This window comes from Falsiroseomonas sp. E2-1-a20, from assembly GCF_051433195.1.
Lineage (GTDB): Bacteria > Pseudomonadota > Alphaproteobacteria > Acetobacterales > Acetobacteraceae > Falsiroseomonas.
The window spans coordinates 65,353-85,695 of sequence record NZ_JBHMFT010000009.1 but is presented as its reverse complement, the minus strand read 5'-3'; the positions used below and the strand labels follow the sequence as shown (position 1 = coordinate 85,695).

The 20,343-nt window shown below is 69.6% G+C and carries 20 protein-coding genes; 8 read left to right on the top strand and 12 right to left on the bottom strand.

The annotated features are described in order from the left end of the window. Positions 1–84 precede the first annotated feature (84 nt). The 5 genes from ACFHPP_RS13155 (at position 85) to ACFHPP_RS13135 (ending at position 4,840) form a co-directional block, all read left to right on the top strand. Complete coding sequence (locus ACFHPP_RS13155; RefSeq protein ID WP_437163706.1) at positions 85–1,059, top strand: ABC transporter permease; 975 nt, start codon at positions 85–87, stop codon at positions 1,057–1,059. Beyond that, positions 1,056–1,916, top strand: coding sequence for an ABC transporter permease (locus ACFHPP_RS13150; RefSeq protein WP_437163705.1), 861 nt, complete (start codon positions 1,056–1,058; stop codon positions 1,914–1,916). The genes ACFHPP_RS13155 and ACFHPP_RS13150 overlap by 4 nt, the downstream gene beginning before the upstream one ends. A gap of 121 nt (positions 1,917–2,037) precedes the next feature. Next, the gene (locus tag ACFHPP_RS13145; RefSeq protein ID WP_437163704.1) at positions 2,038–3,012 is read left to right on the top strand and encodes an ABC transporter ATP-binding protein; all 975 of its coding nucleotides are present in this window, start codon (positions 2,038–2,040) and stop codon (positions 3,010–3,012) included. Positions 3,013–3,032: 20 nt separating this feature from the next. Next, a complete protein-coding gene (locus tag ACFHPP_RS13140; protein WP_437163703.1) occupies positions 3,033–4,079 on the top strand; it encodes an ABC transporter ATP-binding protein in 1,047 nt (348 codons plus the stop codon). Between the two features lie 74 nt (positions 4,080–4,153). Beyond that, positions 4,154–4,840, top strand: coding sequence for a hypothetical protein (locus tag ACFHPP_RS13135; RefSeq protein ID WP_437163702.1), 687 nt, complete (start codon positions 4,154–4,156; stop codon positions 4,838–4,840). 4 nt (positions 4,841–4,844) lie between these two features. On the opposite strand, the gene ACFHPP_RS13130 is transcribed toward ACFHPP_RS13135, so the two are convergent. The 5 genes from ACFHPP_RS13130 to ACFHPP_RS13110 all read right to left on the bottom strand — a co-directional run bounded on the left by ACFHPP_RS13130 (position 4,845) and on the right by ACFHPP_RS13110 (position 10,114). After that, positions 4,845–5,768: a 3-keto-5-aminohexanoate cleavage protein gene (locus tag ACFHPP_RS13130; RefSeq protein WP_437163701.1), complete on the bottom strand. Its 924-nt coding sequence runs from the start codon at positions 5,766–5,768 to the stop codon at positions 4,845–4,847. Further along, positions 5,765–6,712: a 3-hydroxyacyl-CoA dehydrogenase gene (locus ACFHPP_RS13125; RefSeq protein WP_437163700.1), complete on the bottom strand. Its 948-nt coding sequence runs from the start codon at positions 6,710–6,712 to the stop codon at positions 5,765–5,767. The genes ACFHPP_RS13130 and ACFHPP_RS13125 overlap by 4 nt, the downstream gene beginning before the upstream one ends. 67 nt (positions 6,713–6,779) lie before the next feature. Further along, a complete protein-coding gene (locus tag ACFHPP_RS13120; protein WP_430667483.1) occupies positions 6,780–6,971 on the bottom strand; it encodes a hypothetical protein in 192 nt (63 codons plus the stop codon). 119 nt (positions 6,972–7,090) lie between these two features. After that, positions 7,091–9,370 (bottom strand): DUF3141 domain-containing protein, encoded by a 2,280-nt coding sequence (locus ACFHPP_RS13115; RefSeq protein WP_437163699.1) that lies wholly within the window; start codon positions 9,368–9,370, stop codon positions 7,091–7,093. Between the two features lie 135 nt (positions 9,371–9,505). Continuing rightward, positions 9,506–10,114, bottom strand: a complete 609-nt coding sequence (locus ACFHPP_RS13110; protein ID WP_437163698.1) for a glutathione S-transferase family protein — start codon at positions 10,112–10,114, stop codon at positions 9,506–9,508. A gap of 41 nt (positions 10,115–10,155) precedes the next feature. Between ACFHPP_RS13110 and ACFHPP_RS13105 the strand changes: the two genes are divergently transcribed. Beyond that, on the top strand, positions 10,156–11,031 hold the full coding sequence (locus tag ACFHPP_RS13105; protein ID WP_437163697.1) for an FkbM family methyltransferase: 876 nt from the start codon (positions 10,156–10,158) through the stop codon (positions 11,029–11,031). A 5-nt stretch (positions 11,032–11,036) separates the two neighbouring features. Here the strand turns inward: ACFHPP_RS13105 and tcuB are convergent, their stop codons facing one another. Beyond that, positions 11,037–12,197 (bottom strand): tricarballylate utilization 4Fe-4S protein TcuB, encoded by a 1,161-nt coding sequence (gene tcuB / locus ACFHPP_RS13100; protein WP_437163696.1) that lies wholly within the window; start codon positions 12,195–12,197, stop codon positions 11,037–11,039. Further along, positions 12,184–13,581: an FAD-dependent tricarballylate dehydrogenase TcuA gene (gene tcuA, locus ACFHPP_RS13095; RefSeq protein WP_437163695.1), complete on the bottom strand. Its 1,398-nt coding sequence runs from the start codon at positions 13,579–13,581 to the stop codon at positions 12,184–12,186. The genes tcuB and tcuA overlap by 14 nt, the downstream gene beginning before the upstream one ends. Positions 13,582–13,669: 88 nt before the next feature. Here tcuA and ACFHPP_RS13090 point away from each other — a divergent pair, with 88 nt between their 5' ends. Together ACFHPP_RS13090 and ACFHPP_RS13085 are read left to right on the top strand one after the other, a co-directional pair. After that, positions 13,670–14,350, top strand: a complete 681-nt coding sequence (locus ACFHPP_RS13090; protein WP_437163694.1) for a GntR family transcriptional regulator — start codon at positions 13,670–13,672, stop codon at positions 14,348–14,350. A 74-nt stretch (positions 14,351–14,424) separates the two neighbouring features. Continuing rightward, the gene (locus tag ACFHPP_RS13085) at positions 14,425–14,844 is read left to right on the top strand and encodes a YidB family protein (protein ID WP_437163693.1); all 420 of its coding nucleotides are present in this window, start codon (positions 14,425–14,427) and stop codon (positions 14,842–14,844) included. Positions 14,845–14,849: 5 nt separating this feature from the next. On the opposite strand, the gene ACFHPP_RS13080 is transcribed toward ACFHPP_RS13085, so the two are convergent. The 5 genes from ACFHPP_RS13080 to ACFHPP_RS13060 form a co-directional block, all read right to left on the bottom strand. Next, the gene (locus ACFHPP_RS13080) at positions 14,850–15,299 is read right to left on the bottom strand and encodes an RrF2 family transcriptional regulator (RefSeq protein ID WP_437163692.1); all 450 of its coding nucleotides are present in this window, start codon (positions 15,297–15,299) and stop codon (positions 14,850–14,852) included. Positions 15,300–15,429: 130 nt separating this feature from the next. Beyond that, on the bottom strand, positions 15,430–16,374 hold the full coding sequence (locus ACFHPP_RS13075) for a DUF4394 domain-containing protein (RefSeq protein ID WP_437163691.1): 945 nt from the start codon (positions 16,372–16,374) through the stop codon (positions 15,430–15,432). Positions 16,375–16,663: 289 nt separating this feature from the next. After that, positions 16,664–18,424 carry an ABC transporter transmembrane domain-containing protein gene (locus ACFHPP_RS13070; RefSeq protein ID WP_437163690.1) on the bottom strand — a complete coding sequence of 587 codons (1,761 nt, stop codon included), beginning with the start codon at positions 18,422–18,424 and terminating at the stop codon, positions 16,664–16,666. A 40-nt stretch (positions 18,425–18,464) separates the two neighbouring features. Further along, entirely contained in the window at positions 18,465–19,784 is a 1,320-nt protein-coding gene (locus ACFHPP_RS13065; RefSeq protein ID WP_437163689.1) for a TRAP transporter large permease, read from the bottom strand. Continuing rightward, positions 19,784–20,299, bottom strand: coding sequence for a TRAP transporter small permease (locus ACFHPP_RS13060; protein WP_437163688.1), 516 nt, complete (start codon positions 20,297–20,299; stop codon positions 19,784–19,786). The genes ACFHPP_RS13065 and ACFHPP_RS13060 overlap by 1 nt, the downstream gene beginning before the upstream one ends. Between the last annotated feature and the right edge of the window lie 44 nt (positions 20,300–20,343).

Here is a 20,343-nt window from a genome sequence, read left to right as displayed (position 1 = left end):
CGGGGTCCCCGATTTGAAGCGTCCTGTCCGGATCATGGTAGGAACGGCTTGCGTCCGCTGTCCATGCCCCGATAGTGGGGAGGAATGCTCGGCTTCATCATCCAGCGACTCCTGCAATCCGTCCTCGTCATGCTCGCCATGTCGGCGCTGGTCTTCGTTGGCGTCTACGCCATCGGCAACCCAATCGACGTGCTGATCTCACCGGATGCGACGCAGGACATCCGCGCCGATACCATTGCCCGGTATGGTCTCGACCTGCCGCTGTGGCAGCAGTATTTCGCCTTCGTCGGGCGGCTGCTGTCGGGCGATTTCGGGCGGTCCTTCGTGTTCGACATTCCGGTGCTGGAACTGGTCATGGCGCGGCTGCCGGCGACGCTGGAACTGGCGCTCGCCTCCGTGCTGATCGGCGCCTTCATCGGCATCCCTCTCGGCATCTATGCGGGCTACCGGCCGGAGGCGAAATCCTCCCGCGCCATCATGGCGGTCTCCGTGCTGGGGTTCTCGGTGCCGACCTTCTGGGTCGGGCTGCTGCTGATCCTGACCTTCGCGGTGAACCTCGGCTGGCTGCCGGCCGGCGACCGCGGGCCGGTGGTCGAGGTGTTCGGCGTCGGCTGGTCCTTCCTGACGGCGGAGGGGCTCACCTACCTGGTGCTGCCGGCGCTGAACCTGTCGCTGTTCAAGCTGGCCATGATGATCCGGCTGGCGCGCGCCGGGACGCGGGAGATCATGTTGACGGATACGGTGAAGTTCGCCCGCGCCGCCGGGCTTTCCGAGTTCACCATCCTGCGGCGGCACGTGCTGCGGCTGATCTCGATTCCGCTGGTCACGGTGTTCGGGCTGGAATTCGCCTCGACGCTCGCCTTCGCGGTGGTGACGGAGACGATCTTCTCCTGGCCGGGCGTGGGCAAGCTGATCATCGATTCCATCACATCGCTCGACCGGCCGGTGATGGTCGCCTACCTGGTGCTGGTCGCCTTCCTGTTCGTCACCATCAACCTGGTGGTCGATTTGTCCTATGCGCTGCTGGACCCGCGGCTGCGGCGGGGGCGCGCGGCGTGAGGGCTTTCTGGGGCGAGTACCGGGAGAACTGGGTCGCGGTCGTGGCGCTGGGCGTGGTGGTGCTGGTGGTGCTGGCGGCGCTGACGGCGCCCATCTTCGCGCCGCAGGACCCCTACGACCTGGCGATCCTGGACCTGATGGATGCGCGGCGGCCGCCGGGCTTCGTCGGCTCGGGCGAGTATGTGCACTGGCTCGGCACGGATGCGCAGGGGCGGGACCTGCTGTCGGCGATCCTGTACGGGCTGCGGATTTCCTTGCAGATGGGCTTGGTGGCGGGCGCGGTGGCGATGACGCTGGGCGCCACGCTGGGCATCCTGTCCGCGCATCTCGGCGGCTGGGTGGAGGCGCTGGTGATGCGGGTGGTGGACCTGCAGCTGTCCTTTCCGGCGATCCTGCTGGCGCTGGTACTGGTGGCGGTGCTGGGGCAGGGGAAGTCGCAGCTCATCATCGCGCTGGTCGCGGCGCAGTACGCCTACTTCGCCCGCACCGCCTACGGCGCCGCCACGGCGGAACGGCAGAAGGACTATGTCGAGGCCGCCTCCGCCACGCCGCTGCCGAGCTGGCGCGTGGTGCTGCGCCACATCCTGCCGAACTGCCTGCCGCCGCTGATCGTGGTCGGCACGGTGCAGGTGGCGAACGCGATCGCGCTGGAGGCGACGCTGTCCTTCCTCGGGCTGGGGTTGCCGCCGACGGAGCCTTCGCTCGGCATGCTGATCGCCAACGGCTTCCCCTACATGATGAACGGGCGAAGCTGGATCTCGGTATATCCGGGCATCGCGCTGATCCTGCTGATCGTCGCCATCAACATCGTCGGCGACCAGATCCGGGACCAGTTCAATCCCAGGCTTCGCAGATGAGCCCTCATGCGCCGGGCGGCCGCTCCGCGGCCTTGGCTGCGCGCCTACGCGCTGCTGCGCGAGTTGGAAACCCGCTCTGCGCGCGCCGGCCGCCATGCGGCCGGACGTCGGTCCTCCCTGCATGAGCGATGTGAACCTTCTCGAAGTGCGCGACCTGCGCACGCATTTCTTCACCCGCGCCGGCGTGTTGAAGGCGGTGGAGGGTGTGTCCTTCGACCTGGCGCGCGGGGAGATCCTCGGCCTGGTCGGCGAAAGCGGCTCGGGCAAATCCGTCACGGGATTCTCGCTGATCGGGCTGGTCGATCCGCCCGGCCGCATCGTCTCCGGCTCCATCCGCTTCGATGGGCGGGAACTGGTCGGGATGCCGCAGGGTGAGATGCGGACGCTGCGTGGCAAGCGAATCGCGATGGTGTTCCAGGACCCGGCGGCGACGCTGAACCCGGTGCTGACCATCGGCCAGCAGATGGCGCTCGCCGTGCGCGCGCATGGCGATGCCAGCGAGGCGGCGGCGCGGGACCTGGCGGCGCGGACCCTGGCCCGCGTCGGCATCCCGGACGCGGCGGCGCGGCTGGACGCCTATCCGCATGAATTCTCTGGCGGCATGCGCCAGCGCGTGGCGATCGCGACGGCACTGCTGCACGGGCCGGACTTGATCATCGCGGATGAGCCGACCACGGCGCTCGATGTCTCCATCCAGGCGCAGATCCTGGCGGAGATGCGCAAGCTGGCGAAGGAGACCGGCACGGCGCTGGTGTGGATCTCGCACGATCTCGCCACCGTCTCCTCGCTCGCGGACCGGGTGCTTGTGATGTATGCCGGGCGCATCGTGGAATCCGGCGCGGTGGGGCAGGTGCTGCGCGCGCCACGGCACCACTACACGCGCGGGCTGCTGGACAGCCTGCCGGCGACGGCGCGGCCGGGCGAGCGGCTGAACCAGATTCCGGGCACGACGCCATCCCTGCTGTCGCTGCCGCCCGGCTGCCCGTTCGCGCCGCGCTGCCCGCGTGCGGATGCCGTCTGTGCGACCGACCCGCCGGATGTCGTGACGGGCGACCGGCTGGTGCGGTGCCATCATCCGTTGGGGGAGGGGGCGTGAAGGTGGGCAGCGGGCGCTTCATGCGAGAAAGCCCCCCCTCACCCAACCCTCTCGCCCCCTTGGGGGGAGAGGGCTTTTCGGGTGGCGCGGAGGTGCTGGTGGCGGAGGGGGTGACCAAGCGGTTTGACCCACGGCTTTCGCTTGGCGACCGTATCGCGGCGGTCTTCGGCGCGGCGGTGGAAACCCGCGCGGTGCAGGCGGTGTCGGAGGTTTCGCTCTCCGTCACGGCGGGGGAAACGCTCGGCCTGGTGGGCGAAAGCGGCTGCGGGAAATCCACGCTCGGGCGGATGCTGGCCGGCATCATTGCGCCGACATCCGGGCGCGTGCTGGTCTCCGGCGTCGCGCCGATGGTCGGGCGGCACAAGGCGACGACGCGCATCCAGACAGTCTTCCAGGATCCCTTCGCCTCGCTGAACCCGCGCATGCGCATCGGCGAGACGATCGCCGAAGGCCCGGTGACGCATGGGCTGGTGACGCGCGCGGCGGCGCCGGCGCTGGTGGCGGATTGGCTGACGCGGGTCGGCCTGGACCCGGCCTTCGCCACGCGCTTCCCGCACCAGTTCTCCGGCGGCCAGCGCCAGCGGGTGGCCATCGCGCGGGCGCTGGCGATGCAGCCCGACATGCTGGTCTGCGACGAGCCGGTGGCCTCGCTCGATGTCTCGATCCAGGCGCAGATCCTGAACCTGTTCCTCGACCTGCGGCGCGACCTCGGCCTGACCTGCGTGTTCATCTCCCATGATCTGTCCGTGGTGCGGCATGTCGCGGATCGTGTCGCCATCATGTATCTCGGGCGCATCGTGGAATCGGGCGACACCGCGAAGGTGTATGCGGCGCCGCTTCATCCCTACACGCAGGGGCTGCTCGACAGCGTGCCGAAGCTGCGGCTGGACGCCGACGACATCGCGGATTTCAAGCCGATCGCGGGCGAGTTGCCCTCGCCACTGTCGCCACCTTCCGGCTGCGCCTTTCATCCGCGCTGCCCGAAAGCAACCGCGATCTGCCGAGAGGAACGCCCCCTGCTGACGCCGCGCGACGATGGCGCGCTGGTCGCCTGCCACCACGCGTGAAGCGCCCCGAAGCCGCCTGAAACCGAGTTGCGCCCGCTGCCTGTCTAGAATGTGCCGGCAGCAAGGGGCCGACCATGAGCGGAAGCACGCAGACCGCCACCGCGGATTTCACGCCGCCGGCGGAATCCAACGGCATCACGGACCTGATCAACAACAGCTCCAACGTCGGCAAGGAGGTCTCGCAGACCATCGCCTCCGAGACGATCTCCCGCCTGATCGAGCGCGGTGCCGGCACGGCCGGACGCGCCGGGCTTGGCGGCGCGGTGGGCGGCGGCGTCGGCGCGCTGGTGCAGCCGGCGGTGTGGGTCCTCGGCGGCAAGGCGCCGCAGCCGGGGGATATCGCGCTGTGGGGCCTGGGGACCGCCGTCTCGCTGCTCGGCGGCGCCATTGGCTCCGGCGCCACCGTGGTGACCGGCGCGGTGAAGGCGCTGGTCGAGGATCATGAGGACGGCATCATCGCGACCGCGGTGGCGAACGAACCGGCGCGCTACCGGCCCTTCATCCGGTCCGTCCGCAACTACGGTGCCTCCGGGCGGGGGATCGTCGCCATGACCATCGCCAACCATGGCGGGGTCACCTGGCGTGTCGGGCCGGCAACCTGGGTGTACATCACCGATGCCACCGGCAAGCTGGTCTGCGACTACCGACCGTCCTACGCCATGCAGATCTACGGCCCGGACCTGCCGCTGCGGATCGTCGACCGGCGCCACGGGGAAATCCGCTACCGCTGGTCCGCCCGCAACGGCAACATCCACGGCTGACCGGTCAGAAGTTCACCCGGTCGCCGCCCTTGAGCGACAGGATTTCCCTCGCCTCATCCGGCGTGGCGACGGCGAGGCCCAGGCCCTCGATGATCTGGCGCGCGCTGCGCACCTGTTCCGCGTTGCTCTGCGCCAGGCGACCCGGGCCGCCCCAAAGGCTGTCCTCCAGCCCGACACGGATGTTGCCGCCCATGGCCGCGGCCATCGCCGCGATCGGCAACTGGTTGCGGCCGGCGCCGAGCACGGACCAGCGGTAGTTGTCACCGAACAGCCGGTCCGCCGTGCGCTTCATGTGCATCACGTCCTCCGGATGCGCGCCGATGCCGCCCTGCAGGCCGAACACCGTCTGGACGAACAGGGGCGCCTTCACCAGCCCGGCGTCGAGGAAGTATTTCAGATTGTACAGGTGCGAGGTGTCGTAGCACTCGAACTCGAAGCGCGTGTTGTTCTCCGAGCACGTCGTGAGGAAGTACTCGATGTCGCCGAAGGTGTTGCGGAACAGGATGTCCTTGTTGGCGAGGTAGGGCTTCTCCCAGTCGTGCTGGAAATCCTTGAAGCGGTTCAGCATGCCGAACAGGCCGAAATTCATCGAACCCATGTTCAGCGAGGCCACTTCCGGCGCGAAGCTCGCCGCCGGCTTCACGCGCTGCTCGATGGTCATGGTCGGCGCGCCGCCGGTGGTGATGTTCACCACACAGTCGCTGCGCTGCTTGATGACGCGCAGGAACGGCGCGAAGGCCTCCGGCGACTGGTCCGGGCGGCCATCGGTCGGGTTGCGGGCGTGCAGGTGGACGATGGCCGCGCCGGCCTCCGCCGCGCCGATCGCGGCATCGGCGATCTGTTCCGCCGTGATCGGCAAATGCGGCGACATGCTCGGCGTGTGGATGGCGCCGGTCACCGCGCAGGTGATGATGACTTTGCGGGTCATGTCGTCTCGTTGTCCTGTTTCCGTTTATGGGCGGCAAGCGCGGCCAGCCTGGCATCGCGCCGGGCGCTGCGGGTGGTGATTTCCTCCCGCGCCGGGGTGCCACCCCATTCCTGCATGATCTGCGCGATGCCCTCCGCGCCGAACACGGAAGGCGCGGGCGGGGCGCCAGCGATGCGGGCGTAGAAGGCGGCGTAGCGGGCGCAGTAGTCCGGGATGCCGCCGGGCGCGTTCAGTTCGATGGTGGCGAAGGGGCCGAGGAAGGACCAGCGCAGGCCGAGGCCTTCCGCCACCGTGGTGTCCAGGTCCTGCGGCGAGACATAGCCTTCCTGCACCAGCCGGAACGCCTCCGCCAGCAGGGCGCCCTGCAGGCGGTTGAGGATGAAGCCCTCGATCTCCCGCTTCACGGTGATCGGCGCCTGGCCGATGCCGGCGAAGATGGCCCGCGCACGGTCGATGGTGGCCTGCGCGGTCCAGGGCGCGCCGGACAGCTCCACCACCGGGATCAGGTGCGGCGGGTTCACCGGGTGAGCCACCAGGCAGCGGGCGCGGCCGGCGAGCCCCTCGGTGAAGCTGGAACAGGGGATGGCGGAGGTGGAGGAGGCCAGGATGCAGTCCGGCGCCGCCAGGAAATCCAGCTCCGCGAAGATGGCGCGCTTGGTGGCGGCGTCCTCCGGCCCGTTTTCCTGCACGAAGGCGGCGCCATCCAGCGCCTGGGTCAGGCTGCCGGTGACAGCGATGCGCCGGGCGGCCGCTTCCGCGTTGTCGCACAGCCCGTGCCGCGCCAGTTCTGCCAGCCCCTGCGCGCAGAGCCGCGGCGCGGCTTCCAGCGCCGCCGGCACCGGGTCGTGCAGCGACACGTCCCACCCGGCGCGGGCGAAGATCATGGACCAGGCGCGGCCGATCAGTCCCGCGCCGACGATGGCGACCTTGCCTGTTTCTGCCATGGCCAATCCCCCGGTTGGGGGCAGGATAGGCTCCGGGCGGCGCGGCGCAATCCCGGGCTGCGTCTGGTCAACGTGCCCGGTCGAGCGCCTGCCACAGGCTGACGATCAACTGGCGCGCGGTCGCCTCATCCGTCGGTAGGCGCAGCAGGCGGCCGTCGCGGGCCACCAGGTGAACCTCCGCGCCCTGGTCGGAGGTCAGCAGGGAAGCAGCCACGAAATCGGAAACGCGAGCGGGATGGGCAGCGATCTGCGGCATCATCTGGGGTTGGCCCTCTTGCCTCGGCGCCGCAATTCTTGCGACCTGGGACTCCGGGCGCAGGGCGCCGGACCCGGGCAGCATGGCCCCGATCCGGTTGCCCCTTGATGAATCGCCGCGGCCTATTCGGCGGCCTGGCTCGCCTCGGCCGGCAGCAGCAGCGCCCGCAGGCGTGCCAGCATGGCGGCGGCCGGCTCCCCAAGCTCCTCCTCCGGCCCGGCCACATCGGTGACGCTGTGCAGGGCGCGGCGGCGGCTGTCGGCGTCCGGCAGCAGGGTGGCCAGCGTCTCGAAGGCTTCTTCCGGCGCCATTTCCACGATGACGGTCTGTTCCCGGATCAGCGCCTGGCGGGCGGAGGCGGTGAGCTGGGCGAAGGGCTCCTCCGTCGTCAGCAGCGCATTGGACTTCGCCAGCCGGCTGCGGCGGACACCACCGCGCGCCTTGGCAAGCAGGATCATCATCCGCACCACCGCCTCGGCGTAGCCACCCTCCGCCACCCGGTCCAGCGCGGCGCGCACATCGGGCGTCTCCGGCAGGTCCGCCACCGCTTCCACCGGCACGTCGGACGCCACGTTCAGCGCGGAGAGCGAGCCGTAGACGGCGTGGAAGGCGGTTTCCTGCATCTGGTCGCGCCAGTCGCGCCAGGCATCGATGGCGCGCTCCGTGCTGTCCGCCCAGGCGCGTTCCATCGCCATGAAGGGGTTGTCGGCGGCGACCGGCGCGCGGTTGGCCTTCACCAGCTCCGCCATGTGCGCCAGCGGCTTCATCGCCGGGTTGGCGTCGCTGACCATGTAGCGGCGCGCGCGCATCGGGTTCATCTGGCGCCGCATCTCGGCGCTTTCCTCGGTGACGAACTTGCGGATGATCGGACTCGCAAAAAGGTCGTACAGCATCTGGTTCATGGCGGAGATGCGGGCGACGGCCGGGAAGGCCTCGTTCTCCGCATCGCCGGAGACCTGGCGGATATCCGCCACGGTCTTCTCCACCAGCTCCACCTGGTAGCCCGCATTGAGGCCGCTGCCGGCGGTGCCGGTGATGCGCATCTCGTACAGGCCGGGCGCCACGGACTCGATCAGGTCGAGCGTGTTGGCGATCTCCGTGTGTTCCTTGTTCGCCACCTTGCCGGAGACGAAGATGCCGAGATGGCCGATATCGTCATGCACCAGGTAGACGATGGTCTGGCCGAGCGTCTTGATCTCCTGCTCGTCGCGATAGACGTCGGCAATCCAGCGCAGCGCCTGGCCGGGCGGGGTGATGTTGTCGCCGGCCGAGGCGAACACCACGATGGGCGACTTCACCGAGCGCATGTTGAAAGACGCGCCCTTGCCGGCCGAGACCTCGCCGCGGGCGAATTTGTCGCCGATGAACAGGTTCTCGACGATCCAACGGATCTCGTCGCGGGTCATCAGGAAGTAGCCGCCCCACCAGCGCTCGAATTCCAGGAAGCGCTCGGCCTCGGTGTCCACCTTCTCGTACAGGTTGTAGTACTTGCGGAACTTGGCGTTGCCGGGCGACAGGTTCTCGAAGTTCGAGACCAGGTTGGCGCCGTCGAAGGTGCCGTTGCCGAGGTCCGCCAGCAGCGCCGCGGGCCAGGACCCGCCGGCGAGGCCGCCGGTGTAGCGCATCGGGTTGCGGCCCTTCTCGCCGGCCCAGTAGGACAGGGGGGCGCCGTTGAGGACCAGCGGGCCGGTGAGTTCCGGCTCCGACGCACCGAGCATCATCACCGCCCAGCCGCCCTGGCAGTTGCCGATCACCACGGGGCGCTGGGCGTCGGGGTGCAACTCGTGGATCTTGCGCAGGAAGATCGCCTCGGCCTCGGTGATGTCGAGGATGGTCTGGCCGGGCTCCGGGTCGCGGAAGAAGATGACGAAGTAGACGGGGTGGCCGCGGCGCAGCGCCACGCCCACCTGGCTGTCCGACTTGAAGCCGCCGATGCCGGCGCCGTGGCCGGCGCGCGGGTCGATGATGACGAAGGGCCGCAGCTTCGGGTCGGGCTCCCGGAAGCCGGCGGGCGGCTTGATTCGGACCAGGGCGTAGTTGCAGCGGCGCGGCAGGTGGCGGCCATCCACCACCATGTCCCAGTCGAAGACCAGCACCGGCGGGCAGCCGGCTTTCTCATGCTCCACGAAGGCGTTGCCGGCCTGGCGCATGGTGTCCCAGAACAGGACCGAGCGCTGGCTGGCATCGACCGCATAGGCCATTGCGTCCGACATCAGCGCGAAGGGCGACCGGCCGAGGAAATCGGAGCCGGTCGGGCCGGCGCCGTCCAGGACCTTCGGCCCGATCGGCGGCGTCATCGCCGCGAACTGCCGGCGGGCGACCTCGCCCATGGCATTGGCCTGCTCCATGAAGCGGGTCAGGGTCTGGGCCATCATTTCGCGGGCAGGGGTTTCAGCATTCATCCCGGTCATCCTCGGATCGCCACGTCCTGTCTGGTCGCGGCCTCGCCATGGCAAAGGCGGCTGCAACGGCGGTGCAGCATATCTGGTTATGGTTGACGAGGCACGCAGGGAAAAGTTGCCCGGCGCGGGCGGCGCCTACTCCAGCCGCGCCCCGGCCGGCACCGCCATGCCGCGGCGGACCGCCGGACGCTCCCCCATCCGGGCGAACCAGGCGGCGAGGTGGGGGGTGGCGTCCAGGCTGCGTGCGGCCCAGCCATGCTTCGCGACCCAGGGGTAGGCGGCGATGTCGGCGATGCTGCACGGGCCGCCGGCCAGATGCGGCACCTCCGCCAGACGGGCATCGAGCAGGCGATAGACCCGGTCCACCAGCGCCGTGCTGTGCGCCCGCGCTGGCTCCGGCTTCTCCGGCGCCAGGTCGGTCCAGTGATGCGCCTGGCCGGTGAAGGGGCCGAGCGAGGTCAGGGCGACCATCAGCCAGGACAGCATGGCGGGTCGGTCCTCCCCCAGCAGGATGCCGTGGCGCTCGGCCAGGTGCAGCAGGATGGCGCCGCTTTCGGTGATGGCGCGGCCATCCTCCACCAGGATCGGGATCTTGCCGTAGGGGTTCAGCGCCAGGATCTCGGGCGCGAATTGCTGCCGGGCGCGGATGTTCACGCCGGTCACGGCGTAATCCAGCCCGCATTCCTCCAACATGATGGAGACGCGCTGGGAGTTGGGGGTTGCCCAGCCGTAGAAGTGCCGCATTGTTCGCCTCTCGTAATCACGTCGAGGATGCCAGAACGGCGATGCGCGTGCCATTCCGCCTGCTGCGATTCATCCTGGGGCACGAGTTGGCCGGGCGGCACCGGGCGGCGGCGCTGGGGCGGCTGCTGCGCTGGCAGGTCGGCGGGCGGCTGGGCGGGCTGCCCATGGTCGTGCCGCTGGTGGGGCCGACCCGCCTGGTGCTGCGCCGCGGCCTCTCCTCCGCCACCGCCGCCTGGTATGTCGGGCTGACGGATTTCCGCGAGATGGGGTTCTGCCTGCACCTGCTGCGGCCGGGCGATTTGATGGGCGATATCGGCGCCAATATCGGCGTCTATGCCGTGCTGGCGGCCGGCGTCTCGGGGGCCGGGGTGGTGGCGGTGGAACCCGCGGCGGCGACCCTGCCGCATCTGCACGACAACATCCGGCTGAACGATCTTTCCGGGCGGATCAGCGTGCTGCCGGTGGCGATGGGGGAGGCGCCGGGGCGGCTGCGGATCAGCGCCGGGCGCGGCGCCGCGAACCGGGTGCTGCGGGCAGGGGAGGCGGAGGCGGCCGAGGAGGTGGCGGTGACGACGCTCGATGCCGCCTTCGCCGGGCGGACTCCGATGCTGCTGAAGCTGGATGTCGAGGGGTTCGAGGCGCGCATCCTGGCCGGCGGCGCCCGTATCCTGGCGGACCCGGCGTTGCGGGCCGTCATCGTGGAGACCGCGGGCCATGCCAGCCGCTATGGCGAGGGGCCGGACGCCCCGCTGCGCCGGCATGGCTTCGCGCCCTTCGACTACGACCCGCGCCTTCGCGCCCTGACGCCTCGCGCGGGGCCGGGCGCGCCGAACACCCTTTACCTGCGGGACGCTGGCTTCTGCGCCCTGCGGGTGGCGGCAGCGCCACCCTTCGAAGTGTTCGGCGAGCGGTTCTGAGCCGCTCAGGCCGGCCGCTTCTCCCGCGCATTCCGCAGCAGGGCGATGCCGCGGTAGATGCCGTGCACCATCTTCGAATAGGGCAGCACCACGAACAGGGCGAGCACCAGCCCGAAATGCAGCGCCAGCATGAGGCCCATGGCGCCGGTGTGCCGCACCACCAGCAGCAACAGCCCGGTCGAGCCGATCAGGAACAGCAGGCCGAGCAGCGCGTATTCGCCGCCCATCAGCTTGCGGGCGACCGGTGCCGGGTCCGTGACGGTCTTCACCCAGATCAGCCCCGCCGTGCCGATGCACAGCAGCACGCCGCCCCAGGTGCCGAACTGCACCGGCAGCGACAGGAAGGCATGCGGCGAGTGCCAGCCGAAGACGTGGTGGTAGATGGCGCCGGTGCTGGTGGCGGCGAAGCACAGCATGAAGCCGAAGAACATCGCCTGGTGCAGCCAGCGCCGGTGTTGCGCGAAGCTGTCGTCCAGGTCGTTGCAGCCATGCCCGCCGCCGCCCAGGTTGCGCAGCGTGAGGATGTCCACGGTGGCATCCACCACCGGGGCCGGCTGGAAGGTGCCGCCCATGCCGCCGGTGCCGCGCCAGTAGCGCAGCGCGCCCATCGCCATGGCGAGGATCGCGAAGCCGAAGGTGCCGCCGGCCAGCAGGTTGATGAGCCAGAGCGGGATGATGCGGAAGAAGGCGCCGGTGCCGGTCTGCGCGGAGAACAGCACCTCCGGGTCGCGGATCGCCACCGTCAGCACCAGCGCCAGCGTCACCAGGATCGTGGTCGCGGCGACCAGCAGCGTGCCGTTGCGATCAAACAGGCGGCCCATGCCGGCCGGCCAGGCGTATTCGGCGTAGCTCTCCTGCCGCACCGTGGCGAAGGTCGCCGGGATGTTGATGCCGAAGGCGTGCGGCGGTGCGTACTGGCAGGCGTGGAAGCAGCCCTTGCAGTTGTGGCAGAGGTTCGCGAGGTGGGTCAGGTCCGCCTTCTCGAATTCGCGCCGCGCTGCCATGGCGGGGAAGACGGCGCAGTAGCCTTCGCAGTAGCGGCAGGCGTTGCAGACCGCCATCTGGCGGCGGGCATCCTGGTAGGCGTCCGATTCCAGCGGCGTCGTGCCGGCATCGACGGCCTCCTGCACCAGCAGGTCCAGCTTGCTCATCTCAGTTGCGGACATGGCGCGCGGCCTCCTCGCCGGCCAGCCGTCCGAAGACGGTGCCGAGGGTCATTCCGAAACCGGCGAGATAGCCCTGGCCGAGGATGTTCCCCGACATGATCTCGCCACTGGCAAAGATGTTGGCCGAGGGCTTGCCATCCGCCATCAGCACCCGCGCCCGGTCGTTCACCTTGACGCTGAGGAAGGTGAAGGTGATGCCGGGGCGCAGCGGGTAGGCGTAGAACGGCGGCTTCTCGATGCGCCGCGCCCAGTGGCTTTTGGGCGGCGTCAGGCCTTCGGTCCGGCAGTCGTCGGGCACCATCGGCGTGAAGGTGCCGGGGCGGACCGCGGCGTTGAAATCCGCCATCACCTTTTCCAGCTTCGCCGCGTCGTAGCCGGCCTGCGCCGCGATGCCGGCGATGCTGTCCGCCTTGAAGGGCGGATAGACGCTGGGCAGGAAATTCAGCACCGCCTGGCTGTCGGTGACGGCGAGTGCCGTCTGGCCCGGCTGCTGCGCGATCAGGCGGCCCCAGATGGCATAGCGCTTTGGCCAGACATCCTCACCCTCGTCGTAGAAGCGCTCCACGTCACGGTTCACCACCAGGGAGAACGGCACGCAGTCCAGCCGCATGGCCAGCCCGCCATCCTCCATCGGTGCGCGGGCGTCGTTCGCCACGGCGTGGAACTGCGTCGGGTCGCCTACCTGCTGCACGCCCTGCGCCAGCAGATCCTTCAGGATCGTGCCCTGGGCGTAGGGCGTGCCGCGGATCTGGAAGTTGTCGGCGGCATCGCCCCAATACTCGCGCAGCCAGTTGCGGTTGGCCTGGAAGCCGCCGCTCGCCGCGACCAGCGCCTTGAAGCGGATGCGCTGGGGGAAGCCACAATGCGAAACGATGGCCTCGCTGGCGAAGCCATCCTCCACCTCGATGTGCTGCACCTCGGTATCGGTCAGCGTGACGATGCCGAGCCGCCCCGCCTCACGGTACAGCGCGTTCACCAGCGCCTTGCCGCCGCCGAGGAAGAAGGCGTTGGTGCGGGACAGGGACAGGGTGCCGGACAGCGAGGGCTGGAACACCACGCCGCAGCTCGCCAGGAAATCCGGCGCGTGCTGGCTGGCCCGGATGCACATCCGCGCCAGATCCTCGTTGGTGCGGCCGCCGGTGACGCGGTTCAAATCGTCCCAGTATTCTTCCTCGAGGTAGCTGTCGGTCAGCACCTGGGTGGGGCCGGGATGCAGCGCGCGCAGGTTGCGGGTGTGCCGGGAATTGCCGCCGCGCATCGGCGGGGGCGACGCCTCGCAGAGGATCACCGAGGCGCCGGCCCGCCGTGCGGTGATGGCCGCGCAGAGCGCCGCGTTGCCGCCGCCGACCACCAGCACGTCGTAGACGCGGGCGAAATCCGGCATCTGTCCCATGTCTCCCGAAGCGGAAGCCGGTTGTATCCACTCGTATCCACTGATGTCCAGATGCGCGATGCGTGGTAGGGTCGCCCGCATGGACATGCCGCAGCCATCCAGGGACCTCGGCCAGGAAGCCTATGGCCGGATTCGCGCCGCGATCCGCGAGGGCACGCTGGCGCCCGGCCTGCGCCTGACGGAAACCGACCTCGCCGCCCGCTTCGGCGTCTCCCGCACCCCGGTCCGCCAGGCGATCGCCCGGCTGGAATCGGAAGGTCTGCTGACGCATGAGGCGCGTCGCGGCCTGACCGTGACCCGGCCGGACCACCAGCAGGTGGTCGAGCTGTATGTGATGCGGGAGGTGCTGGAAGGCGCCGCCGCGCGGCTCGCAGCCCAGCACGCCAGCCCGACCGAGATCGGCGCCATGGCGGAGCTGGTGGCGGGCGAGCCGGCGCTGTTCGCCGATGCGCGGGCCTTGGCGGAGACCAACCAGCGGCTGCACGGCCTGCTGTATCTGGCCGCCCACAACCGCTATTTGCTGCGCAGCCTGGAACAGCTTTCCGCCACCATGGCGCTGCTGCCCAGCCTGCTGACCGTCGCCGGCCGTGCCGAGGCCGCGCATGCGGAGCACCTGGCCATTCTCGCGGCCCTGCGCGCGCGGGATGGCGAGGCGGCGGAAGCGGCCTCCCGCGCCCATGCCCAGGCGGCGCAGCGGCATCGCCTGGCCTGGCTGGTGCGCACCGTTGGCGTTCCGTTTGCGGCACCGGGGGCCGACTGACCGCGGCCGCGCTGGCGGAACCCGAAGCCGGGCACCGAGTTGTTACGGCAACCAGGTCCAACGGGAGACACCAGATGAGCCGCGGCTTCCCCTCCATGACCGCCCTGCTGGGCGTCCTCGCCATCGCCGGCTACCAGAACCGCGACAAGATTTCGGAGATGCTGGCCGGTGCGACCGGCGGCAGCGGCGGCGCCGCACGCGCCCCGGGCCAGCCCGACCAGGGCGGCATCGGCAACATCCTCAGCGGCGGCCTGCGCGACCTGGTGGATCGCTTCCGCCAGACCGGGGATGGCGACACGGCGGATTCCTGGGTGGCGCAGGGTCCGAACCGCGAATTGGCGCCGGACCAGCTGGAACGCGCGGTGGGCGCCGACACGCTGGATGAGCTGGCGAAGCAGACCGGCCTGTCCCGCGCCGAAATCCTGGCCCGCCTGACGCGCGACCTGCCGGGCACGGTGGACCACTACACGCCGGATGGCCGCCTGCCAGGGTAATCGCCTCAGGCCATGCAGTCCTGCTTCTCCGTCGCCGGCGAATTCGGGCCGGACGTGGTGGCGCGACGCAGCAGGTCCTCCAGCGTCTGGGCGGCCAGCCTGGCCCGAACCGCCTCCGCCAGCTCCTGCCAGAGCGGGACCATGACCGCGGCGTGAAGCCGGCCCGGAAGGTCCTCCTCCAGCTCGGGCGGCTCGGTCACCGCCTCCACCACGTCCTTCAGACTGATGTGCCGCGGGCTTCGGGCGAGGCGGTAGCCGCCCCGCGGCCCGCGGATGCTGTCCAGCAGCCCGGCGCGTGACAGGGCCTGGAACACCGGCTCGATGCCGCGCCGCGCGGCGGACAGGCGCGCCGCGACCTCGGCGCCGGCCGTCACCTCCGGCCCGGGCCCGGCATGGAAGGCGACGTCGAGCATCACCGCGATGGCGGTCATGGCGCGGTCCTGGCGGATCAGCATCGTTGGTCGTGTCCTCCGGTTGAACCGCTTCTAATGGCGGCTCCCGAAGCATTCCAGCCCCGGCCACCGCCGGCCCGCACGGGCCCCGAGCAACGGAGCCGGGACACCTCCCGGCTCCGCGCCGATCGGCTCAGGCGGCCGTGCGCCGGCGACGACGCAGGGCGAGCATGCCCATCAGCCCGGCGCCGAACAGGGCGAGGGACGCCGGCTCCGGCACCGCCACGGCGCCGAGTTGGCCCACCGTGATCTCCCGCACCGTGTTCGCGCCGAAGCTGCCGAGGAAGGAGGCGGCGCCGGTCGCGAGGTCGATGGTGAACAGGCCCTGCGGCCCGAGGCCGCCGACGGCGTTGAGCAGGCTGGCATAGGCGATGCCGGTCTCCCCATCGATGTCGAAGCCGTTGCCGAAGCCGGTGCCCGGGCCGAACAGCTGGATGCCGAGCGAGCCCACGGTGGAGACCGCGCCGGCATTGGCCGGGTTGATCGTCACCAGGGAGGAGGTGGCGGCATCCAGGCCGTACAGCATGGTGCTGCCGACCATGCCGGCGACCTGGTTGGTGTAGGCGACCCCGGTGACGGTGGGGTTGGTGCCGGCATTCGGGTCACCGGGGGTGAAGGCGATCGGGCCATCGATGATGGTGGTGCCATCGATCGGGTTGACCCGCCGGTTCACGTCATTCGCGGTGGTGACGCGGATGCGGTCCACGGTGGGGTTGAAGGAGAACCCGACCTCGAAGGTGCCGCCGGGCAGCGGGACGCCGCTGCCGACGGAGGTGGCGGCACCGGTGACGGTGTTAACGTTGTAGAGCCCGCCGGACTGGCCGATGGCGAAAAGCTCGCCGGTGGCCGGGCGGAAGTCGATGCCGCGGATGGTGTCGTTGCCGATGCCGGTGATCTCCAGCGTATCTGTCACGTTGGACGGCGTGGCGGAATCGAAGCCCACCAGCGTGCGCTGGCCGACCACACCGACGATGGGCGCCGCCTGGGCCGGTGCGACCAGCAGAGCCAGCAGCCCTGCAACGGCGGCAAGTGGCCGGACAGGCCGAAGGTGCCAGCCTGAAATGTTCGGCTTCATCATGAACTCCTCGCTGTTCGTGGCAGCACGCCGCCAAAGGGACGCCGGCCGCCGCAGGGAGAAGTGCAAACAACGTGCCAGTAAATAACCCACTGAATCGAGGCGAAGGCCGGAGTCTATATTATGGAATGTAAGAAAATCCAACAGAAAAACCAATCTATTCTATGACCTGAAGCATTCCGGATGCAAATCATACATGTGAAGTTTTTGTTATGTCGGTGTCGATACGACAAGCGCGGTGCGCGGCGGTTGACCGCCCGCCCCGCCCCCCGGGTCAGGTCGCCAAACTGGTTCAGGCGGCTTCGGAGAACTGCAGCGCGGCCAGGCGCGCATACAGCCCGCCTTCCTGCACCAGCGCTTCATGCGTGCCGGTCGCGACGATGCGGCCGCCCTCCATCACCACGATCCGGTCCGCCTTGCGCACCGTGGAGAGGCGATGCGCCACCACCAGCGTGGTGCGGCCCTGCGACAATGCCTCGAGCGCAAGCTGCACGGACTGCTCGGATTCGGCATCCAGCGCGCTGGTCGCCTCGTCCAGCAGCAGGATCGGCGGATCGCGCAGGATGGCGCGGGCGATGGCGATGCGCTGGCGCTGGCCGCCCGAGAGCGTCACGCCACGGGCGCCGAGATGCGTCGCGTAGCCCTGCGGCAGGCGCTGGATGAATTCATCCGCCGCGGCGGCGCGTGCGGCGGCCTCGACCTCGGCATCGGTCGCATCCAGGCGTCCGTAGCGGATGTTCTCGGCGACGCTGGTGGAGAAGATGGCCGGGTCCTGCGGCACCAGGCCGAGCCGGCCGCGGAGATCCGCCGGGTCCAGCGCCGCGACATCGACGCCATCCACGGTGATGCGGCCCGCCTGCGGGTCGTAGAAGCGCAGCAGGAGCTGGAAGACGGAGGTCTTGCCGGCGCCGGAGGGGCCGACCAGGGCCACGGTCTCGCCCGGTTCCACGGTCAGCGAGAAGCCGTCCAGCGCCGACTGGTTGGGGCGCGTCGGGTAGGCGAAGCGCACCGCCTCGAAGGTCACGCGGCCCTGCGGCGGCTGCGGCAGGCGGGCGGGGGAGGTGGGGATCGCGATGTCGGATTGCGCGCCGAGCAGTTCCAGCAGCCGGTCGGCGGCCGCCGCGGCGCGCTGGATCTCGCCCCAAAGCTCGCTCATCGTCGCGCCGGAGGAGGCCAGCAGCACGGCGTAGAAGACAAATGCCGAAAGCTCGCCGCCGGTCATGCGGCCGGCCAGCACGTCGTGACCGCCGACCCACAGGCTGAAGGTGATGGCACCGAAGCCGCACAGGATCACCACCAGGATCAGCGCGGCGCGGGAGGCGATGCGGCGCAGGGCGGCGGTGACGGAGGCCTCGACCTCGCGGGAGAAGCGCCGGCGGTCCTCCGGCTCATGCGTGAAGGCCTGCACGATGCGCAGCCCGTTCAGCGCTTCCTCCGCCGTCGCCGCCAGGTCCGCCACGCGTTCCTGCGCCACCTTGGACAGGCGGCGTTCGCGGCGGCCGAATATCACCATGGGCACGATCACCAGCGGCAGCACCGCCAGCACGATGCCGGCCAGCTTGGCGCTGGTCGCCAGCAGCATGGCCAGCGCACCGAGGCCCGTCAGCGTGTTGCGCAGCCCCATGGAGATGGCGGAGCCGATCAGCGATTGCAGCAGCGAGACATCGGCCGTCATGCGCGACAGGATGTCGCCGGTGCGGGCGGTCTCGAAGAAGCTCGGCGACAGCGACAGCACGTGGTCGAAGACCCGGCGCCGCAGGTCGGCCGCCACCCGCTCGCCGAGCCAGGAGACCAGGTAGTACCGCGCGGCCGTGGCCAGGGCGAGAAGGGCGACGACCGACCCCATGAAGATCGCGGCCTGGTCCAGGGCTTCGGTGCTGGCCGAGAACCCCTCGTCGATCAGGCGCCGCAGCCCCTGGCCGAGGCCCAGCGTCAGCCCCGCCGCCGCCATCAGCGCAAGCCCCGCGGCCAGGGCGCGGGGCAGGTAGGGGCGGAGGTGCGGCAGCAGCAGCCGCAACGAGGCGACCGGCGGGCGGGGAGGGGCGGGTGTCACCACCCCATAGTCCGCCCGCCGCGGCCGCTTCGCAATGCGGCTATTGCATGAAGCCGGGCTCGAGCCAGCGCGGGATCATCAGCGCCATGTCCGGCCACAGGATCAGCAGCACCAGCACCCCGAACATCGGGACCAGCATGATCAGCACGTCCTTGAGCACGTCGATCAGCCGCAGGTTCGCGATGGAACAGCAGATCAGCAGGCACAGGCCATAGGGCGGCGTCACCAGGCCGAAGGCCAGGGCGACGATGCTGATCATGGCGAAGTGCACGGGATGGATGCCGGCTGCGGCGGCGATCGGCTGCAGGATGGTGCCGACGATGATGATGGCCGGGATGGCATCCAGGAAGCAGCCGACCACGAGGAAGGTGGCGGCGATGAAGAAGCCGGCGGCGATCGGCCCCATCTCCCAGGCCGAGACATTGGCCAGCAATGCCTGCGGGATCTGGTAGAAGGCCATCAGCCAGCCGAAGACGCTGGCGGTGCCGACGGCGAACAGCGTGATGGCGGCGAAGCGTCCGGTACGGCTGAACGCATCGTAGAGCGTGCGCAGGTCCATCTGGCGATAGACCAGCAGCGACAGCGCCAGGGCATACAGCACGGCGATGCAGGCGGCCTCGGTCGGCGTGAACCAGCCGAAGATCTTGCCGCCGATGATGATGAAGGGCGTCATCAGCGCCGGGATGGAGACCAGCAACCCGTAGCCGAGTTCGCCCCAGGTCGCCTTGGGGTAGGTCGGGTAGTTGCGGATCTTCGAATAGACGTGGACCGTGCCCATCTGCGACAGCGCCAGCAGCAGCCCCGGCAGGATGCCGGCCAGGAACAGCGCGCCGATCGAGGTGGTCAGCACGCCGCCCCACACGATCATCAGGATCGAGGGCGGGATCACCACCGCCAGCACGGCGGAGACGGCGGTGATGGCGACGGAGAAGCTGGGCGAATAGCCCTCCCGGATCTGCGCCTCGATGAAGACGCGGCCCTGGCTGGCGGCATCGGCGGTCGAACTGCCGGAGATGCCGGCGAAGAACACCGACAGCACCACGTTGATCTGCGCCAGGCCGCCCGGCAGGTGGCCGACCATGGCGCGCGAGAGCGTCACCAATCGGTCCGTGATGCCGCCCGCGGTCATCAGGTTGGCGGCCAGCAGGAAGAAGGGCACCGCCAGCAGGATGAAGGAGTTGAAGGAGTTGAAGGTCTCCTGCACCAGGATCATCGGCCAGAGGCGGTCTTCCAGGATGAAGGCCGGCAGGCAGGCGATGCCCAGCGAGATCGCAACCGGCACGCGCAGCGCCAGCAGGCTGAAGAAGATGCCGAACATGATCCACGCGGCTTCGCCGGTGGCCAACACATTGCCGCCCATCAGGACTCCGCCTTCTCGCCATGCAGCAGGATCTGCAGGTCGTCCCAGATACGCTCGCCGGCGAAGATGACCCAGCTGACACCGGCGATCGGCCAGGCGATGTGGATGATCCACAACGGCAGCTCGGCCAGCTCGCTGATCCGGAACCAGGCGGTGTCGGTGAATTCCCAGCCATAGACGATGAAGACATAGGCGAAGCCAAGCACGAACAGGGCCGACAGGATGTCCATCGCCGCCTTGGTGCGGCCGCGGAGATTGTTGAACAGGTCGACGTTGAAATGGGTCGCCTCGCGCACGCCGATCATGCTGCCGATCATGATCATCCAGACCAGCAGCAGGCGCGCCAGTTCCTCCGTCCAGATGTAGCGGGGTATGAAGTCCACGAAGCGGGCAAAGATCTGCATCGTCACCGGCAGGATGATGCCAACGACGGTCACCACCAGCAACACGTCCAGGATTTTCGCATAGATTTCGGTGATGCGGCGGAAGATGCCGCGCGCGCCCGGTGGCGGCATGCGGGTGGGTATCCTTGGTGCAGGTGGCCGCAGGAGGGGGCGGA

Coding starts and splice junctions, on each gene's coding strand:
- ACFHPP_RS13060 (WP_437163688.1), bottom strand. CDS start 20,299: ATGCCGCCACCGGGCGCGCGCGGCATCTTCCGCCGCATCACCGAAATC.
- ACFHPP_RS13105 (WP_437163697.1), top strand. CDS start 10,156: ATGCGCGTGCCATTCCGCCTGCTGCGATTCATCCTGGGGCACGAGTTG.
- ACFHPP_RS13090 (WP_437163694.1), top strand. CDS start 13,670: ATGGACATGCCGCAGCCATCCAGGGACCTCGGCCAGGAAGCCTATGGC.
- tcuA (WP_437163695.1), bottom strand. CDS start 13,581: ATGCCGGATTTCGCCCGCGTCTACGACGTGCTGGTGGTCGGCGGCGGC.
- ACFHPP_RS13155 (WP_437163706.1), top strand. CDS start 85: ATGCTCGGCTTCATCATCCAGCGACTCCTGCAATCCGTCCTCGTCATG.
- ACFHPP_RS13120 (WP_430667483.1), bottom strand. CDS start 6,971: ATGATGCCGCAGATCGCTGCCCATCCCGCTCGCGTTTCCGATTTCGTG.
- ACFHPP_RS13075 (WP_437163691.1), bottom strand. CDS start 16,374: ATGATGAAGCCGAACATTTCAGGCTGGCACCTTCGGCCTGTCCGGCCA.
- ACFHPP_RS13135 (WP_437163702.1), top strand. CDS start 4,154: ATGAGCGGAAGCACGCAGACCGCCACCGCGGATTTCACGCCGCCGGCG.
- ACFHPP_RS13125 (WP_437163700.1), bottom strand. CDS start 6,712: ATGGCAGAAACAGGCAAGGTCGCCATCGTCGGCGCGGGACTGATCGGC.
- ACFHPP_RS13145 (WP_437163704.1), top strand. CDS start 2,038: ATGAGCGATGTGAACCTTCTCGAAGTGCGCGACCTGCGCACGCATTTC.
- ACFHPP_RS13110 (WP_437163698.1), bottom strand. CDS start 10,114: ATGCGGCACTTCTACGGCTGGGCAACCCCCAACTCCCAGCGCGTCTCC.
- ACFHPP_RS13140 (WP_437163703.1), top strand. CDS start 3,033: ATGCGAGAAAGCCCCCCCTCACCCAACCCTCTCGCCCCCTTGGGGGGA.
- ACFHPP_RS13130 (WP_437163701.1), bottom strand. CDS start 5,768: ATGACCCGCAAAGTCATCATCACCTGCGCGGTGACCGGCGCCATCCAC.
- ACFHPP_RS13085 (WP_437163693.1), top strand. CDS start 14,425: ATGAGCCGCGGCTTCCCCTCCATGACCGCCCTGCTGGGCGTCCTCGCC.
- tcuB (WP_437163696.1), bottom strand. CDS start 12,197: ATGTCCGCAACTGAGATGAGCAAGCTGGACCTGCTGGTGCAGGAGGCC.
- ACFHPP_RS13080 (WP_437163692.1), bottom strand. CDS start 15,299: ATGCTGATCCGCCAGGACCGCGCCATGACCGCCATCGCGGTGATGCTC.
- ACFHPP_RS13065 (WP_437163689.1), bottom strand. CDS start 19,784: ATGGGCGGCAATGTGTTGGCCACCGGCGAAGCCGCGTGGATCATGTTC.
- ACFHPP_RS13115 (WP_437163699.1), bottom strand. CDS start 9,370: ATGAATGCTGAAACCCCTGCCCGCGAAATGATGGCCCAGACCCTGACC.